At 64.4% G+C, this 17,117-nt stretch carries 16 protein-coding genes; 3 read left to right on the forward strand and 13 right to left on the reverse strand.

Translation table 11 applies throughout. From position 1 onward, the window contains the following. Window positions 1-114 precede the first annotated feature (114 nt). Both JAB4_RS18330 and JAB4_RS18335 read right to left on the reverse strand, forming a co-directional pair. Window positions 115-603, reverse strand: coding sequence for an SEL1-like repeat protein (locus JAB4_RS18330; RefSeq protein WP_139143752.1), 489 nt, complete (start codon window positions 601-603; stop codon window positions 115-117). Continuing rightward, a complete protein-coding gene (locus JAB4_RS18335) occupies window positions 600-2,645 on the reverse strand; it encodes a bifunctional 2',3'-cyclic-nucleotide 2'-phosphodiesterase/3'-nucleotidase (RefSeq protein ID WP_070219965.1) in 2,046 nt (681 codons plus the stop codon). Before JAB4_RS18335 ends, JAB4_RS18330 begins: the two co-directional genes overlap by 4 nt. 201 nt (window positions 2,646-2,846) lie before the next feature. Between JAB4_RS18335 and prfB the strand changes: the two genes are divergently transcribed. The 3 genes from prfB (at window position 2,847) to lysS (ending at window position 6,203) form a co-directional block, all read left to right on the forward strand. Continuing rightward, window positions 2,847-3,951 (forward strand): peptide chain release factor 2 gene (prfB, locus tag JAB4_RS18340; RefSeq protein WP_121669803.1). Its coding sequence is split into 2 segments (ribosomal slippage): window positions 2,847-2,927 and window positions 2,929-3,951, totalling 1,104 coding nucleotides; the frame shifts between segments, so codons are not numbered across the junction. 2 nt (window positions 3,952-3,953) lie between these two features. Then, a complete protein-coding gene (locus tag JAB4_RS18345; protein ID WP_070219961.1) occupies window positions 3,954-4,655 on the forward strand; it encodes an HAD family phosphatase in 702 nt (233 codons plus the stop codon). Window positions 4,656-4,673: 18 nt separating this feature from the next. Further along, on the forward strand, window positions 4,674-6,203 hold the full coding sequence (gene lysS / locus JAB4_RS18350) for a lysine--tRNA ligase (RefSeq protein ID WP_070219960.1): 1,530 nt from the start codon (window positions 4,674-4,676) through the stop codon (window positions 6,201-6,203). A 193-nt stretch (window positions 6,204-6,396) separates the two neighbouring features. Here lysS and JAB4_RS18355 read toward each other — a convergent pair whose 3' ends face one another. The 11 genes from JAB4_RS18355 to ppnN form a co-directional block, all read right to left on the reverse strand. Continuing rightward, window positions 6,397-7,398: a Gfo/Idh/MocA family oxidoreductase gene (locus JAB4_RS18355; RefSeq protein WP_070219959.1), complete on the reverse strand. Its 1,002-nt coding sequence runs from the start codon at window positions 7,396-7,398 to the stop codon at window positions 6,397-6,399. 12 nt (window positions 7,399-7,410) lie between these two features. Beyond that, window positions 7,411-8,433 carry a porin gene (locus JAB4_RS18360; protein WP_070219958.1) on the reverse strand — a complete coding sequence of 341 codons (1,023 nt, stop codon included), beginning with the start codon at window positions 8,431-8,433 and terminating at the stop codon, window positions 7,411-7,413. A 35-nt stretch (window positions 8,434-8,468) separates the two neighbouring features. Further along, window positions 8,469-9,428 (reverse strand): D-glycerate dehydrogenase, encoded by a 960-nt coding sequence (locus JAB4_RS18365; RefSeq protein WP_070219956.1) that lies wholly within the window; start codon window positions 9,426-9,428, stop codon window positions 8,469-8,471. A 19-nt stretch (window positions 9,429-9,447) separates the two neighbouring features. Next, entirely contained in the window at window positions 9,448-10,422 is a 975-nt protein-coding gene (locus JAB4_RS18370) for a sugar kinase (protein WP_227741987.1), read from the reverse strand. Beyond that, window positions 10,419-11,165, reverse strand: coding sequence for a sugar phosphate isomerase/epimerase (locus JAB4_RS18375; RefSeq protein WP_070219954.1), 747 nt, complete (start codon window positions 11,163-11,165; stop codon window positions 10,419-10,421). The genes JAB4_RS18370 and JAB4_RS18375 overlap by 4 nt, the downstream gene beginning before the upstream one ends. Further along, window positions 11,162-11,896 (reverse strand): amino acid ABC transporter ATP-binding protein, encoded by a 735-nt coding sequence (locus JAB4_RS18380; protein WP_034755389.1) that lies wholly within the window; start codon window positions 11,894-11,896, stop codon window positions 11,162-11,164. The genes JAB4_RS18375 and JAB4_RS18380 overlap by 4 nt, the downstream gene beginning before the upstream one ends. Continuing rightward, window positions 11,883-12,533: an amino acid ABC transporter permease gene (locus tag JAB4_RS18385; protein ID WP_070219952.1), complete on the reverse strand. Its 651-nt coding sequence runs from the start codon at window positions 12,531-12,533 to the stop codon at window positions 11,883-11,885. The genes JAB4_RS18380 and JAB4_RS18385 overlap by 14 nt, the downstream gene beginning before the upstream one ends. Window position 12,534: 1 nt before the next feature. Continuing rightward, window positions 12,535-13,227, reverse strand: a complete 693-nt coding sequence (locus tag JAB4_RS18390) for an amino acid ABC transporter permease (protein ID WP_070219950.1) — start codon at window positions 13,225-13,227, stop codon at window positions 12,535-12,537. A gap of 90 nt (window positions 13,228-13,317) precedes the next feature. Continuing rightward, on the reverse strand, window positions 13,318-14,118 hold the full coding sequence (locus tag JAB4_RS18395; RefSeq protein WP_306798488.1) for a transporter substrate-binding domain-containing protein: 801 nt from the start codon (window positions 14,116-14,118) through the stop codon (window positions 13,318-13,320). A gap of 221 nt (window positions 14,119-14,339) precedes the next feature. Continuing rightward, the gene (locus JAB4_RS18400; RefSeq protein ID WP_070219946.1) at window positions 14,340-15,410 is read right to left on the reverse strand and encodes a LacI family DNA-binding transcriptional regulator; all 1,071 of its coding nucleotides are present in this window, start codon (window positions 15,408-15,410) and stop codon (window positions 14,340-14,342) included. 203 nt (window positions 15,411-15,613) lie between these two features. Next, on the reverse strand, window positions 15,614-16,984 hold the full coding sequence (ppnN, locus tag JAB4_RS18405) for a nucleotide 5'-monophosphate nucleosidase PpnN (protein ID WP_070219944.1): 1,371 nt from the start codon (window positions 16,982-16,984) through the stop codon (window positions 15,614-15,616). Window positions 16,985-17,117: the final 133 nt, after the last annotated feature.

The raw sequence follows: 17,117 nt of genomic DNA on the forward strand, positions 1-17,117 counted from the left end.
AAAATATAAGCAGTCAGAATGATCACGAAGAATTAATCTTTCCGATCAAAAACAAACAATTCCTTCAACACATTCCAATTGCAACAGGCCTGCCCCAGGCAGCCGGCCATGCCCTCAAGGCTCAGGCGGACGGTGCCCCATCGCATGCGTGGCCATCTTCAGATACAGGAACGATTGCTCCTCGCTGTGCGCGTAGCCCATCTGTCCTTCGGCCAGGGCCACGGATTTCTGCTGCAGCGCTTCCGGGTATTCGAGGTCGCAGGCGGCGTCGAGCCAGTAGCGCGCCCTGGCTTCGTCGGTATCGAGCAGCATGTTCGCCACGATGAACATGGCGGGCGCCACGCCCCGCTGCGCGGCCAGTTCCAGCCAGCGCAACGCGGCGGCACCGTCCTGCGGCCCGCCCATGCCGTTCTTGTGCATCAATCCCAGGTAGTACGCGGCGGGGCCGCTGCCCTGCCCCGCCTCCCGTTCGAACAGGATGCGCGCCTGCGGCTGGGCCGCGACTCCCGCGCGCATCAGGGTCTTGGCCTGGGCCGTCAGGTCCGGTGCCGCCGATGCCAGCGGCGATACGGCCAGGGCGATGGCACACAACCATGCCTTCACTTCGACAGGTCCACTTGATACAGCGCAAAGCCCTTGCCCGCACCATCGTCAGCTTTCAGCTGCGTCACGTTGTCGATGCCGGCCGCTTTCGCCAAGTCGATCACGCCCGGCGCGGAATGGAACACCACAGGGCCTTTCGTGGCAGCTTTGGCGAAGCGCCAGCTGCGCGCCGAACCGTTTTTTGCGCGCGTCAGGTTTTTCTGCTGCGTCACATACGCGATCAAGAGTTCGCGGTTGTTATCGGGCGAGGCTACCACCGTCTTGCTGCCGTCGAGGCCAGGGAAATTGCCGCCGCCGCTGGCGCGGTAGTTGTTCGTCGCGATCAGGAATTCCTGCGCCGCGTCCACAGGTTTACCCTTGTAGGTCAGCGCCTTGATACGCCGGCCCGGCGGCTGCGTGACGTCGATCTGGTAGCGCACGTCGGCGCTGGTGATGGCGTCAAAGTTGTAGCTCGGGTGGGCGGTGTTGACCAGCTCCTGTGCTTCCAGCTTATTCGGGTCGATGGTATTGAAGCGCTGCGCCGACTGTTCCAGCCAGGCTTTCAGCTCCGCGCCATTCATCTTCACGCCGTACAGCGCGTTCGGATACAAATACAGGTCGGCCGCATTGTTCAGCGCCACATTGCCCGCCTTCACGTCCGTGTAGTCGGATACGCCGGCCGAGCCGCTCTTGAACGGCGACGACATCGACAGCACGGGCAAGTGCGCGTACTGCGGCAGGTTCGCCTTCACATACGCGGCCAGATAGCTCGATTGCGCCTGGTTCACGACTTCGATGGCGCTCACGTCGCCCACGTCGGCGAAATACGTCGACATGCGGAAATCCGTGGCGCCGACCGGTGTCTGTACGTAGGCGATCGTGGCCGCGTGCTCCTTGGCCACCAGTGTGGCGATGGCCGCATCGGGAGTGACATAACTCTTGTCCGCGTTCTGGATGCCGCGCGCTTCCACCGTCGTGGCGCTCTTGTCGACCACCCACTGCTTGCCGTCGTGGCGCAGGCGCAAGCCGATCACGCCCAGGTGCTTGCCCCACAAATTGGCCATCACGGTGGGCACGCCGTTGACCAATCCTTTGACCTTGTCGACGCCGGGCAAATTAAATTGCGGCACCGTGCTGGCGGCGTTCGGGAACAGCTGGTGCGAATGGCCGATCAGCATGGCGTCCACGCCCGGCACTTGCGACAGGTAGTAATTGCCGTTTTCCATGGTCGGCGAGTACGGGCTGTCATCGAGGCCGCCGTGCGAGATCGCCACCACCAGTTCGGCGCCATTCGCGCGCATCTCGGGAATGAATTTTTCCGCCGTCTCGCGCACGCCCTGCGTATAGACGCGCCCTTCCAGCCAGCGCTTGTCCCAGGCCATGATGGTGGGCGGCGCAAAGCCGATGATGCCCACCTTCACGGTGGCGGTGATGGCCTTGCCATCGGGACCGGTGGCCGTGATCTGCTTGTCGATGATGTGATATGGCGCAAACAGGGGCTTGCCCGTCCTGGCGCTGTAGACGTTGGCCAGCACTTGCGGGAACGCGGGACCGGCGCAGCGCGGTTTGCCGGCGTCGACGCTGTCGACGTCGAAGCGGTTGCCCGTCACCTGGCTCAAAAACGCCAGGCCGTAGTTGAATTCATGGTTGCCGATGCCGCCGCCGTCCACTTTCAGCAGATTCATCGCCTTGTAGATGGCCAGGGTCTGGTCGCAAGCCAGCGGTTTTACCAGTGCCTGGTAGTCGGCCAGCGCCGTGCCCTGGATGGTGTCGCCGTTGTCGAGCAGCAGATTGTTCGGGAATTGCGCACGCGCCTGGGCGATCAGGGCCGCCGTGCGTTCCAGGCCGATCGACGGTTCCGCCTGCAGCTTGTAGTAGTCATAACTGAGCACATTCGCGTGCAAGTCCGTCGTCTCCAACAGGGCCAGGGTGGCGCTGCTGCCGGCCGGCGCGGCCGAAGGCGCCCGCGCGGGTCCCGTGGCGGCGGGCGGCAAGGCGCCGCAGCCGGCCAGCAGCAGCGGTAACAGGGCGAGACGGGGCAGTTGACGCAGGGGGTGGCGCATGAGAATTCCTGTGGAAAGACAATATCGCCAGCATCATACGCAGCACGATAGCCATCATCAAGGCAAAAATATTGTCGCAAATATAGCAAAATACGCATTTTATTGCCACGCGCGGCCGCAATTGCGCCGCGGCGGCAGCGGAAACGCGCCACGCTCGCGTATAATTCAGGGTTTGATTTCACCATAGAAGACCAGAACATTATGGAAGCCGAACGCATCAATATCATCTCCGCCCTGCTCAACGACCTGACGGTCCGCGAAGCCGAACTTCGGAGGTATCTTTGACTTCACTGTCAAGTCGGAGAAACTAGAGCAAGTCAACGAAGAGCTGGAAGATCCAACCGTCTGGAACGATCCCAAGCGCGCCCAGGACCTCGGTAAAGAGAAGAAGGCGCTGGAAGCGATCGTCTTCACGCTGACCAAGGCCGATGCCGACCTGCGCGACACCCGCGACCTGTTCGACATGGCCCGTGAAGAAGGCGACGACGAGACCCTGGAAGCGATCGAGCAGGACGTGCAGGAAATCCGCAAGGTCATCGAAAGCATGGAATTCCGCCGGATGTTCAACAATCCGATGGACCCGAACAACTGCTTCATCGACATCCAGGCCGGCGCCGGCGGCACGGAAGCCCAGGACTGGGCTTCGATGCTGCTGCGCCAGTACCTGCGCTATTGCGAACGCAAGGGTTTTAAAGTTGAAATCCTCGAGCAGTCCGACGGCGAAGTCGCTGGCATCAAGACGGCCACCCTGAAGGTCGAGGGCGATCACGCCTACGGCTTCCTGCGCACGGAAACGGGCGTGCACCGCCTGGTGCGCAAGTCGCCGTTCGACTCGGCCAACGGCCGCCACACGTCGTTCACGTCGCTGTTCGTGTATCCGGAAGTCGACGATTCGATCGAGATCGACGTCAACCCGGCCGATATCCGCGTCGATACCTACCGCGCGTCGGGAGCCGGCGGTCAGCACATCAACAAGACCGACTCCGCCGTCCGCATGACCCACGCACCGACCGGCATCGTGGTGCAGTGCCAGAACGACCGTTCGCAGCACCGCAACCGCGCCGAAGCGATGGAAATGTTGAAAGCGAAACTGTACGAGCATGAACTGCGCAAGCGCATGAGCGAACAGCAAAAGCTGGAAGACTCGAAGACGGATGTGGGCTGGGGTCACCAGATCCGCTCCTACGTGCTGGACCAGTCCCGCATCAAGGACTTGCGCACCGGTTTCGAGACGGGCAATACCAAGGGCGTGCTCGATGGCGACATCGACGACTTCATCTCCGCCTCGCTCAAGCAAGGCGTATAAGGATGAACGCATCCGCTCCGGCACTGGCGCAGCGCGCCTTCCTGTTCGACATGGATGGCACGATCGTCGACAACATGGCCTTCCACACGACATCGTGGCTGGCGTTCTTTGAACGCCACGGCCATGCGCTGGATGCGGACGCCTTTTTCCGCGACACGGCGGGACGGCAGGGACACGAAATCATCGCCAAGTATCTGGGCGAGGATGCCGACCACGTCACCCTGCTGGCGGAAAAGGAAGTCGTCTACCGCGAACTGTATGGCCCGCACCTGGCCACGGTGCTTGGCTTCGACCGGCTGATCGCCAGCGCGCGCCAGCATGGCGTGGGGCTGGTGGTGGGCACGGCCGCGCCAAACGAGAATATCGCGTTCACGCTCGACGGCCTGGACCTGCGCCACCGCTTCGACGCCATCGTCGGCGCCGCCGACGTGGAACGGGGCAAGCCGCACCCGGACGTGTTCCTGAAAGGCGCACAGCTGGCCGGCGCGCTGCCGCAAGACTGCATCGTCTTCGAAGATGCGCCCCTGGGCGTGGAAGCGGCGCGCCGTGCCGGCATGCGCGTCGTGGTACTCACCACCACCCTGCCGGCCGAGGCGTTTGCCGCATTCGACAACATCATTGCCATCGTGCCGAATTTCTCCGCACTCGACGTCGACGCACTGTTTGCCAGCGTGGCGCCAGCGCCGGCACCACATCATCAATAATCACCAACGAAGAACACCATGACTACGGATATCCAAGAACAAGCCGCCGCCCCCGATGAAAACAAGATCATCGCCGAGCGCCGCGTCAAGCTGGCCGCACTGCGCGAACAAGGCGTCGCCTTCCCGAACGATTTCCGCCCCGAACACAAGGCGGCCGATCTGCACGCGCAATACGGCGGCAAGACGCGCGAAGAACTGGAAGCCGAACCTGTCACCGTGGTGCTGGCCGGCCGCATGATGCTCAAGCGCGAAGCGGGCAAGAAAGCCGCCTTCGCCACCCTGCAAGACGCTTCCGGCCCGAAGGCCGACGGCCGCATCCAGATCTACGCCACGCTTGATCTCACCGGCGAAGCGGCCATGGCCGCCCTGCACCACTATGACCTGGGCGATATCCTGGGCGTGACGGGCACCCTGTTCAAGACCAAGACGGACGAACTGACCATCAAGGTCACCGAACTGCGCCTGATCACCAAGTCGCTGCGCCCGCTGCCGGACAAATTCCACGGCCTGGCCGACCAGGAAACGAAGTACCGCCAGCGCTACGTCGATCTGATCATGAACGAAGAGACGCGCCGCACCTTCAAGGCGCGTACCGCCGCCATCTCGTCGATCCGCCGCTTCATGGAAAAGAACGAGTTCATGGAAGTGGAAACGCCGATGCTGCACACGATTCCGGGCGGCGCTGCGGCCAAGCCGTTCATCACGCACCACAATGCGCTCGACATGCAGATGTTCCTGCGCATCGCGCCCGAGCTGTACCTGAAGCGCCTGGTCGTGGGCGGCTTCGACCGCGTGTTCGAGATCAACCGTAACTTCCGCAACGAAGGCGTGTCGATCCGTCACAACCCGGAATTCACGATGATGGAATTCTACGCGGCCTACACCGACTACAAATGGCTGATGGATTTCACGGAAGCCGTCATCCGCCAGGCCGCCATCGACGCGCACGGCACCGCCACCCTGACCTACGGCGGCCGCGAACTCGATTTGGCAAAACCGTTCCACCGCCTGACCATCGTCGAAGCGATCAACAAGTACGCGCCGGGCTACACGCCGGAGCAGTTGAACGATGCGGAATTCATCAAGGAAGAGCTGAAGAAATTCGGCGTCAAGCCGTTCGCCACGGCCGGCCTGGGCGCGCTGCAACTGGCGCTGTTCGAAGAGACGGCTGAAGCGCAGCTGTGGGAACCGACCTACATCATCGACTACCCTGTTGAAGTGTCGCCACTGGCGCGCGCTTCCGACACGGTGGCCGGCATCACCGAACGTTTTGAACTGTTCATGGTGGGCCGCGAGATCGCCAACGGCTTCTCCGAGTTGAACGACGCGGAAGACCAGTCGGCACGCTTCCTGGCGCAAGTGGCCGCCAAGGACGCCGGCGATGAAGAGGCGATGTTCTACGACGCCGACTACATCCGCGCGCTGGAATACGGCATGCCGCCAGCCGGCGGCTGCGGCATCGGCATCGACCGCCTGATGATGATCATCACGGATTCTCCGAACATCCGCGACGTCCTGCTGTTCCCTCACTTGCGCCGCGAAGAGTGATGAACACCTGAAAAATCTACTGCGCGTCGCGATTTGCGGCCTGCGATGCTCACTGTGCTATAGCACAGTTGCGCTTCTTAGCCGCAACTCCCATCCGCTCGCTACGATTTTTCAGGCGTTCGATGCTTCAAGGCAAAAAAAAAGCCGCCTGATTTTTTTAATCAGGCGGCTTTTTTACTTATGCGGCCTGCCGTCAGCCGGCCAGGGTCACGCGCTGGTGGCTGCGGCTGGCCTGCTGCGCCGCCAGCGCCGTCGCCAGCGCGCGCATGCCGTCGTCGCCCGTGGCGGCCGGCTGCCCTTCGCCGCACATGGCGCGCTGGAAGGCACGCACCGAGCGCACGTACAGGTTCTCGTGCTCGACGGGGATGTCGACGCTGCCGCCGTCGCGCGTCAGGCTGATGGTGCCGACGGGGCGCTGCGTCATCACGCCGGTGGCGAAGATGGTGCCCTTGGTGCCGATGATTTCCACGCCGGACAGCGAATACGGCGCGTTGAACGCGTCGTGCACCTGCACCAGTGTGCCGTTGTCGAATTCGATGACGGCCATCAGCCCCTCTTCCAGCCCGGCCACCGTCATGCCGCCGCTGGTGGCGCAGGCGGTGACGTGGCGCGGTTCCGAATCCAGCAGGAAGCGCAGGGTGTCGACATCGTGCACGAACATGTCGAGCGTGACGCCGCCCGATTCCGGCGCATCCAGGCGCCAGCCGCGCAAGTGCTGCGGCAGGTTGTTCGCGTGCAGTACGCGGCCATACAGGGGCTGGCCGATCTCGCCCGCGCGTATCAGCTCGCGCACCTTGCCGTGGCTGGCCGCGTTGCGCAGGTGGTGGTTAATCCCCAGCACCACGCCCGCCTCGGCGCAGCCGTCGAGCATGCGGCGGGCGTCGTCCAGGTTCAGTGCCAGCGGTTTTTCGCACAGCACGTGCTTGCCCGCGCGCGCCGCCTGCAAGGTCTGCGCCATGTGCCATTCGTTGGTGGTGCTGATGTACACGGCATCCGCGCCCGGATGGGCCAGCGCCGCATCGAGGTCGGTATAACTGGCGGCGATGCCGAATTGCGCCGCAAAGGCGGCGCCGCGCACAGCATCGCGGCTGACCACGGCCAGCACCTCGGCGTCGCCCTGCTGACGGATCGCGTCGACCATCCATTCGCGCGCCACGGTGCTGGCGCCGACCAAAATCCATCCGGTTTTCTTCATTCGATTCTCCCGTTAAAAAGTGTGGCGCAGGCCCAGGTTCCAGGCCTGGTTGCCGGTGCCGTTGTCGGTGGCATTGCCCACCAGGTAGGCGGCGCCGTTGCGGTTGTCGATGTGCGCGTAGGCCGCGTACAAGGTGCTGCGTTTCGACAGCGCATACGTGTAACCGATGCCAATTTGAGAAGCGTCGCCGTTGGCGGCGCGCCGGTCGTCGCGCCGCACGTACGAGAACAGGATGCGGTGCGGGCCCACGGGCACGGTGGCGCCCAGCATCAGGTCCGCGCTGTCGACCGTGGTGGCGGCACCGGCCGTACTCTTGCTGACGGCGACGGCGCCATGCGCCTTGACCACGCCGAAGTCCCAGGTGGCGCCCAGCACCGTGTTGCGCGCCCGCCCCGTCAACAGCGCGCTTGACAGGGTGTTGGCGTCCTGGTGCGCCATGCGCACGTACAGCGGCCCGCTGGCATAGGTGGCCGCCGCGCCCATGTAGCGCTTTGCCGACGCGTCACCCGGCACTTCGCCGAAGCCGTACGCCAGTTCGCCGGACAGTCCCCCGCGCACGGGCGAGCTGTAGGTGATGCTGTTGTCGACCCGGCTGATGTAGCCGGCCGTGAAGACATTGCTCATCCTGCCCGCAAAACCCAAGTAAAACGGGTCCAGCACGCCCAGGCTGCTATCGATGAACGTGTACTGGCGGCCCAGCCGCAAGGTGCCCGCCGCGCCGGCGAGGCCGACGAAGGCCTGGCGCCCGAACAGCAGGCCGCCCTGGGCCGAAGCGCCCGTGTCGGCCAGGATGCCCGCATCCATCGTAAAGATCGCCGTCATGCCGCCGCCCAGGTCTTCGCTGCCCTTGAAACCGAGCCGCGAGCCGTTGGCGATGCCGCTCGTCAGCTTGAGCACCCTGCCTCCGGGGCCGCCGCTCTCGGACACCATGCCCAGGTCCGCGATGCCGTACATGGCCACGTTCGACTGCGCCGCGCACAGGCCGCCGCAGGCGCCCGCGCCGATGATCATTGCCCTTGCTACCTTGTTCTTCATTTCTTTCCCTGTCTGTCTTTTTATGGATACCGTTCTTAGCTGACCAGGTGGCGCGGGCGCTCGCCGCGCAGGCCGGCCAGCAGGTTGTCCACGGCCTGCTGCGCCATGGCGTAGCGCGTTTCATGCGTGGCCGAGCCGATATGCGGCAGCGCCACCACGTTGGCCATGCCCGGCAGCGGATTGTCCGGCGCCAGCGGTTCGCGCTCGAACACGTCCAGGCCGGCACCGTGGATGGTGCCCTGCTGCAGGGCCTCGATCAGCGCCGCCTCATCGACGATGCGCCCGCGCGAACCATTGATGAAGATGGCGCCGGGGCGCATCAGCGCGAATTCGCGCCGCCCCATCATGCGTTCCGTCTGCGCCGTCAGCGGCAGGACCACGCAGACGAAATCGGAGCCGGCCAGCAGCTCGTCGAGCGCCACCTGTCGCGCGCCCAGCGCCGCTTCCACCTCGGGCACCGCTTCGCCGTTCACGTACAGCACCTGCATGCCGAAACCCAGCGCGGCGCGGCGGGCGACGGCGCGGCCGATGCGGCCCATGCCCAGCATGCCGATGGTCTTGCCGTGCACGTTGACGCCGTACTGGCTTTCGCCCACGCTGCGCGTCCAGCGTCCCGCCTTGACGAATTCGGCCAGTTCAACGACCCTCCGCGCGCTGGCGAGGATCAGCGCGAAGATCGTGTCGGCCGTCGTTTCCGTCAGCACGTCCGGCGTATTGGCCAGCAAAATACCCCGTTCGCGCAGGTAGTCGACGTCGAACTGGTCGACGCCCACCGAAATGGTGGAAATGATGCGCAGGTCGACGGCCGGGTCCAGCAGTTCGCGGTCCAGGCGCACGCTGGCGCCCAGCAAGCCATGCGCGCCGCGGATGGCGGCGGCGAATGCGGCGCGGTTGCCCGCGTCGATCGCCTCGAAATACGTCACATCGCATTCGGCGCGCAGGCGCGCCAGCAGCGGCTCGGCCAGCTTTTTATACACAAGCACATGTTTTTTCACGAGTGTTCCCCTGTTCGGTTCAAGATTGGCCCAGCGCGTCGAGTTGGGCGCGGGTCGGCAAGCCTTCCATGTCGCCGGCCACCTGGATGGCGAAGGCACCGACTCGGTTGCCGCGCCGTACCGCCTGGGCCAGCGGCAAGCCTTCCAGCAAGGCGCTGACCAGGCCGGCCGCGAAGCCGTCGCCGGCGCCTACCGTGTCGACCACCTTGTCCACGCGCTCGCCCGGCACCATGCCGCTGTCGCCGTCGGCCGTGCGGTAATAGGCGCCCTCTGCGCCCAGCTTGATGACCACCAGGCGCGCACCCTGCTGCAGATAAAAGCCGGCGACGTCGCGCGGCAGGTCGTGACCGGTGAGGATTTTTCCCTCCCCCAGGCCAGGCAACACCCAGTCGGCCCTGGCGGCGAGACGGTTGATCTGTTCGACCATGACGGCTTGCGACGGCCACAGCGAGGGCCGCAGATTCGGATCGAACGACACGGTCCGGCCATGCTTGCGCATGAAGTCGATTGCCTGGCCGGCGAACGCCAGGCTGGTGGCGGACAGCGCCGCGGCCACGCCCGTGGCGTGCAGGTGGCGCGCGGACAGGAAATAGGCGGGGTCGAAGTGCTCGGGCGCCAGCCGGCTGGCGGCGGAACCCTTGCGGAAGTACTCGACCAGCGGATCGGCGCCGTTCTCGGCCTTCTCCTTGAGCAGGAAGCCGCTGGACTGGCCGGCGACGGCCGCGACCCGGCTGCAATCGACGCCTTCGGCCTGCACGCTGGCGCGGATGAAGCGGCCGAACGAGTCATCGCCCACGCGGCTCAGCCAGCCGACTTTCAAACCGAGGCGCGCCAGGCCGATGGCGACATTCGTCTCGGCGCCGGCCAGGCGGCGCGTGAAATGCGCCACGGCCGCCAGGTCGCCCGTTTCCTCGGCAACGAACATCGCCATCGCTTCGCCGTAGGTGACGACGTCGAGCGCATGCGCTTCATGCATTATTTCGTGTTCCGTCATGCGGCCTCCAGCATCTGGATGTAGCGGCCCGTTTCGGCCACCAGGTCGGTAGCCTCGAGCGGGAATTCGATGGCCCGCTGCACGCCCGGCGCAAAGTGCGCGAAGACGGCGCGCCAGGCCGGATCGGCGGCGGAGACGGCGCAGGCGGACAGCCGGCCCCCGTCATCCTGGACGGCCTTGCAGTGCACATAGCGCACATACGGCGCCAGCAGGCGGGCCGCCTGCTGCGCATCCTCGCCCACCCAGCGCCAGTTGCCGATGTCAAAGGTCAGGCCCACGGGCAGCCCGATGTCGCGCGCCGCCGCCAGGAAGCGCGCCATCGTCGCCAGCTTGCCGCCATGGGCCGTCTGGTCGTTTTCCACCAGCAGCGCCACGGGCGCGGCCGCCAACTGGGCGCTCAAGGCGTGCAAGTCCGGCGCGGCCGGGTAATGGCCCAGCGACACCTTCAGGTAGCGCGCCCCGAGGTGCGCCGCCTCGTCCAGCATCTGCTGCAGCAACTCGTGCCGCAGCAGCCCGTCCGCGTCCCACAATTCGATGGGCGTGGAATACACGCAGTACAGGCCGCGCGCAGCCACCGCCGCGCCCATGCGCGCCAGGTCCGGCAAGTCGGAGGTGAACAGTTCGCGGCGGATCTCGATGCCGGCGCCGCCCGCATCGGCCACCACGTCGATGAAATGGCTTTGCCCCAGCTGCCTTACCCTGCTTGCGCCATAAGCAGACGCCGCTACCAGGACGGGGCTCATTTGATCGCTCCCGCGCCGACGAACTGGCGCGCTTCAGGCGTTTGCGGATTGCTGAAAAACGCTTCCGACGGCCCGCTTTCCCACACCAATCCCTGGTGCATGAAGACGGTGACGTCGGCCATGCGCCGCGCGAACTCCATCTCGTGCGTCACCAGCAGCATCGTCATGCCCGCCTGCGCCAGCTCTTCCATCACCTTCAGCACTTCCTGCGTCAGTTCCGGGTCGAGCGCCGACGTCACTTCGTCGAACAGCATCACCTGCGGCTCCATCGCCAGCGAACGGGCGATCGCCACGCGCTGCTGCTGGCCGCCCGACAGCTGCTCGGGATAGGCTTCGCGCTTGTGGTCCAGGCCCACCTGCTTGAGCACGCGCAGCGCCGTGGCGCGGCCCTGGGCGTCGGGCACCTTCTTGACGATGCGCGGCGCCAGCATGACGTTTTCTTCCACGGTCAGGTGGGGGAACAGGTTGTAGCTCTGGAAGACCATGCCGACGTCCTTGCGCAAGTCGAGCAGGTGTTCCTGGCGCGCCGTCAGCGTGTGGCCGGCGACGACGATGCTGCCGCTGTCGATGGTTTCCAGGCCGTTGATACAGCGCAGCATGGTGCTCTTGCCGGAGCCGCTGCGGCCGATCACGGCGATCACCTGGCCCCGCTCGACGGCGAACGAAACGCCCTTGAGCACGTGATTGGCGCCGAAGCTCTTGCTGATATTGTCGATTTCAACGATGGGCATGGAATTTCCTTTCCAGTGAATGGCTGTAGCGCGACAGCGGATAGCACAGCGCGAAGTAGATCAGGGCGACGACGGGGAAGACGATGAAGGGCAGGAAGGTCGCATTGCTGACCAGTTGCCCTGCCCGCGTCAGTTCCACCACGCCGATGATCGAGGTGATCGAAGTGTTCTTGATGATCTGCACCATGAAGCCCACCGTCGGCGGCAGCGAATGGCGCAGCGCCTGCGGCAGGATGACGTAGCGCAGCTGCTGGTAGCGGTTCAGCGCCAGCGCGGCCGACGCTTCCCACTGCTGCCGCTGCACGCCTTCGATGCAGCCGCGCCAGATCTCGCCCAGGTAGGCGCTGGCAAAGATCGTCATCGCCGCGCCGGCCGCGATGACCGGCGACAGCTTGTAGCCGAACAGGGCCAGGCCGTAATAGGTCAAAAACAGCACGATCAGCACGGGCGTGCCCTGGACCAGCTGGATGTACAGGGCGCTGATGCAGCGCAGGAGCGGGCTGCGCGCCGTGCGCAGCAGCGCCACGGCGAAGCCGGCGATGCCGCCCGTGATGAAGACGATCAGCGACAGGCCGATGGTCCAGCGCGTGGCCTCAAGCAGGAATTGCAGGTTATCCCAGGAAAAGTCACTGATCATGTCAAGCTCCCATGCGCGCCGCGCCCAGACGGCGGCGGCGTTTGAAGACGATCTGGCCCAGCACCCAGAAGCCGAAGCGGAACAGCAGGGCCAGCACGATGTACAGCACCATCACGACGATGTAGATCTCGAAGCTGCGGAAGGTTTCCGCGTCGAGCAGGTGGGCGGCGGCGGTCAGCTCTTCGGCGGAAATGGCCGACACGACGCTCGAGGCCAGCATCATCAAGGTGAACTGGCTGGCCAGCGCCGGATAGACTTTTTCCAGCGCCGGCAGCAGCACCACGTGGCGCATCACCTGCCAGCGCGTCATGCCCAGCGCCTGCGCCGCCTCGAGCTGCGACGGATGCACGGCGCCGATGCCGGCGCGCACGATCTCCGCCGCATAGGCGCCCAGGTTGACCGTCATGGCGACGAGCGCGGCGCCGTTCGCGTCGAGCTGCAGGCCCAGCGACGGCAAGCCGAAGTAGATGATGAACAGCTGCACCAGGAACGGCGTGCTGCGGATGATCTCGACATACGCGCGCACCACGGCGCGGGCATAGGCGGGACCGTTCTTCAGGATGACGGCGGCGCACACGCCCACCGCCAGTCCCAGCACCATCGCCATGGCGCTCAGGCGTATCGTCAGCGCCGCGCCCCACAACAGGCGGTCCAGCGATTGCATGACGAGTTCGAAATGAAATTCATACGGCATACTCAACTCCTTGTCTGCGTGCGCATCCCCGGCCGCGCCACCATGGCGGCGCGCCGTACGGACGGGCACTTTCCTATGCGGCTTGCTGTATCAGAAAGTCGGCAGCGCCGGCAGCGGCGCGCCGCTCCACTTGCGCGCGATGGCGTCGAGTTCGCCGTTCAGCTTGACGTAGTAGATGAAGTTGTTGAGCCACTGGTGCAGCTCGAAGTCGCCGCGGCGCACCGCCATCGAGTTCGGCTGCAGCGAGTAGGTGAAGCGGACCTCGATCTTGCCCGCGCCGCGCGTCTTGATGATGTCGAGCGCCATCGTGCTGGGAATCGAGACGGCATCGACCTGCTTGCTGAGCAAGGCCTGGGTGACGGTGGCATCATCCTCGAAACGTACGATATTGGTGCCGGCCGGCGCCAGGCGGCTCAAGGCCGTATCGTTCGTGGTGCCGCGCGTCACGCCCACTTTCTTGCCCTTCAACTCGGCCAGGGCCTTGAATTTGCCGCCCACCGGCGCGACGATGGCCAGTTCGAACGCGCTGTAAGGCATGGTGAACATCAGGGTCTTGGCCCGTTCCGGCGTGGGCGCCAGGGTCGCCACGAGGAAATCGACCTTGCCCGACTCCAGCGACGGCACGCGCGACGGCGCCGTCAACGGGACTATTTCCACGGGCAGGTTCATGTATTTGCCGATCAGGTTGGCGACGTCGACGTCATAGCCGACGGGCGCGCCCTTGGCGTCGATGCTGCCGAACGGCGGCGTGCCGCTGACCACGCCGATGGTCAGCTTGCCTTTTTTGATCAGGTCGCCAAGCGTCTGGGCGCCGGCATCGGCCGCCGCACCCAGGGCAAACGTTGCTGCGAGCGCGCACGCCACGATCTTCGAATACAACAGTGTAGTCATCTTCATGCTTCAGTCTCCTGTGATCCCGGTACCGGCCTCGTCGAGGCACTGCCGGGAATATTGTCAAATGGACGATTCGGATCGCCTCTTGCCGTGTCATTTCAACTTCATGCCAACCATTGCCCTGCCTGACTATTCACGCTCCTTTCCCAGGTGAATACCATCTATGAAACCGGTTCCATAACTGTCTCAAAAAAAAGGGCAACGCCCTCTTCCCTTCCTCAAGCGTCGCCGCCCTTGCGTACTTCTCTACCCTGGGTGGAATTACGCACAATCAACTTACCCGGCAACAGCACCTCGCGCGGCGGGCACTGCTCGCCCTGCAGGCGCGACAGCATGCACGTCATCGCCGAAAAGCCGATGTCATAGGTCTGCTGCTCGATCGTGCTCAGGCCCGCCAGCGGCGACCACGGCAACTCGTCAAAGCCCAGCAAGCCCACGTCCTGCGGCATGCGCAAGGCAAGGCGCTGCAGCATCAGCGCCAGTTCCAGCGCCACCATGCCGTTCGAGGCCAGCAGCGCCACGCGGCGGCCGCGCCACCGCGCCAGGCATAGACGCACCTGCGCGTCGATGGCGGACCGGTCGTCCAGGTCCACGGCCAGCACTTCGCCCACGCAGCCCGGATGTTCGGCCATCACGGCCTGGAAACCGTCGGCGCGCATCAGCCGCGAGCTGACGCCCGTCAATGGCGGCGCGACGAAGGCGATGGCGTCGAAACCCTGTTCGATCAGATGCGCGGTGGCCAGCCGGCCCGCCTGCACATTGTCCAGGCCCACGAGGTCGAAATCGGCGCCCTCGATGCGGCGGTCGACCAGCACGATGGGCATGTCCGCCTGCTGCAGGTCGGACGACTGAATATTGCGCCCCTGCGTGTTGACGATCAGCCCTTCCACGCTGTACGAGCGCAGCGCGGCCAGCGACTGCCGTTCGCGCTGTTCGTCATTGCCGGTATTACACAGAATCAAGGTATAGCCATGCTGCTGGCAAGCCGCTTCCACGCCTTGCAGCACGGCCACCGTGTAGGGATTGAGCATGTCGGCCACGACCATGCCGATCAGGCGCGTGCGGCCCCGCTTGAGACCGCGCGCCATCTGGTTCGGCTGGTAGCCGAGACGCGCGATGGTGCTGGCGATCTGCTGGCGGATATTTTCGGACAGGGCATCGAGTTCGCCGCCGAGAAAGCGCGACACGCTCGTTTTCGACACGCCCGCCTCACGCGCCACCTGGGCGATGGTCACGGGCCGTGGCGGCTCGCCGGAGGCTGTTTTTTTGTTGCCGCGTACTGAATCCAAGGTGCTCTCCACTACCTGTTGATCTGCATATTTTTATTTTGGAACCGGTTCCAAAGATAGCACCCACGCATCGATGACGCAAGCGATTTGATTGCCTGTGGCGGCGAAGGAACACGATGGGTGCATGGATGGGAACGCGGATGAAAAGGCGCCGCCCGCCCCTTGCAAACGCAGGAGGCGGGCGGCGCAGGCTGGAAAGCGGCTTATTGGACCACGGTATAGCACGGCACGTAGGCCGTGCCCGCCAGCTTCATGCGGTGCTGCGCGACGAACGAGGCCAGCAGCGCATCCATGGGGCCGGCGATGGATTTGTCGCCGTGGATCTCGAAGTTGCCATGCTTTTCGATCGAGCGGATGCCGTCATCCTTGACGTTGCCCGCCACCACGCCCGAAAACGCACGGCGCAACTGGGCCGCCAGCAAGTGCGTGGGCTGGTTCTTGTGCAGGCTCAGGTTGCGCATGTTTTCATGCGTGGGCTGGAACGGCTTCTGGAACTCGTGGTCGATCTTCAACAGCCAGTTGAAGTAATACGCGTCGCTGTGCGCCTTGCGGAATTCGCGCACCTGGCGTATGCCTTCGAGCATTTCGCGCGCCACCAGTTCCGGGTCGTCGATGATGATCTTGTAGCGCTGCTGCGCTTCCGGGCCCAGCGTGTCGTGGATGAACTGGTTGATCTGCACGAAGTACTCGCGCGATGTTTCCGGGCCCGTGAAGATCAGCGGGAACGGAATCTCGGCATTGTCCGGGTGCAGCAGGATGCCGAGGATGTACAGAATCTCTTCGGCCGTGCCCGCGCCGCCGGGGAAGACGACGATGCCGTGACCGGCGCGCACGAACGCTTCCAGGCGCTTTTCGATGTCCGGCATGATGACGAGGTCATTGACGATGGGGTTCGGCGACTCGGCCGCGATGATGCCCGGCTCAGTGATGCCGAGATAGCGGCCATTGTGCAAACGCTGCTTGGCATGGCCGATGGTGGCGCCCTTCATGGGGCCCTTCATGGCGCCCGGGCCGCAGCCCGTGCAGATGTCGAGGCCGCGCAAGCCCAGCTGGTAGCCCACTTCCTTCGAATAATTGTATTCGGCGCGGTTGATCGAGTGGCCGCCCCAGCAGACGACCAGGTTCGGGTTGAGCTGGGTTTGCAGCACGTTGGCGTTGCGCAGGATGTGGAAGACGGCGTCCGTCACGCCTTCCGTGCTCTGCAAGTCGAATTTCGGGTTGCCCGTCACTTCGTCGCTGACGAAGATGATGTCGCGCAGCACGGCGAACAGGTGCTCGTGGATGCCCTTGATCATCTTGCCGTCGACGAAGGCGATGGCTGGCGCGCCCTTGATGTCGAGCTTGATGCCGCGCTCGCGCTGGATGATGGAGATTTCAAACGACTGGTAGCGCTCCAGCAGGGCGCGGCCATCGTCGATGGTGCTGCCGCAATTCAAGACCGCCAGCGCGCAGCGGCGGAAAGTGTTGTACAGGCCGCCCTGGCTGGTGTCGAGCAGTTTGTTGACTTCAGTCTTGGAGAGCACGTCCAGGCGGCCTTCCGGTGAAACCAGAGTATCGATAACGTCGTGTTCCATAATGCGAAAAATCCTTTAAAAATCGATGCTCGAAGGTCTTGCAGCCTTAATATACGACAAGTCAGGCAAGTTGTGCTGTGCCGCCGCAAAATCGCCCGGGCCGTTCTTGCCTGCAAACCGGTTTGACTAATAT

Origin of the sequence: Janthinobacterium sp. HH102 (genome assembly GCF_001758625.2) — a bacterium.
Classification (GTDB): Bacteria; Pseudomonadota; Gammaproteobacteria; order Burkholderiales; family Burkholderiaceae_D; genus Janthinobacterium.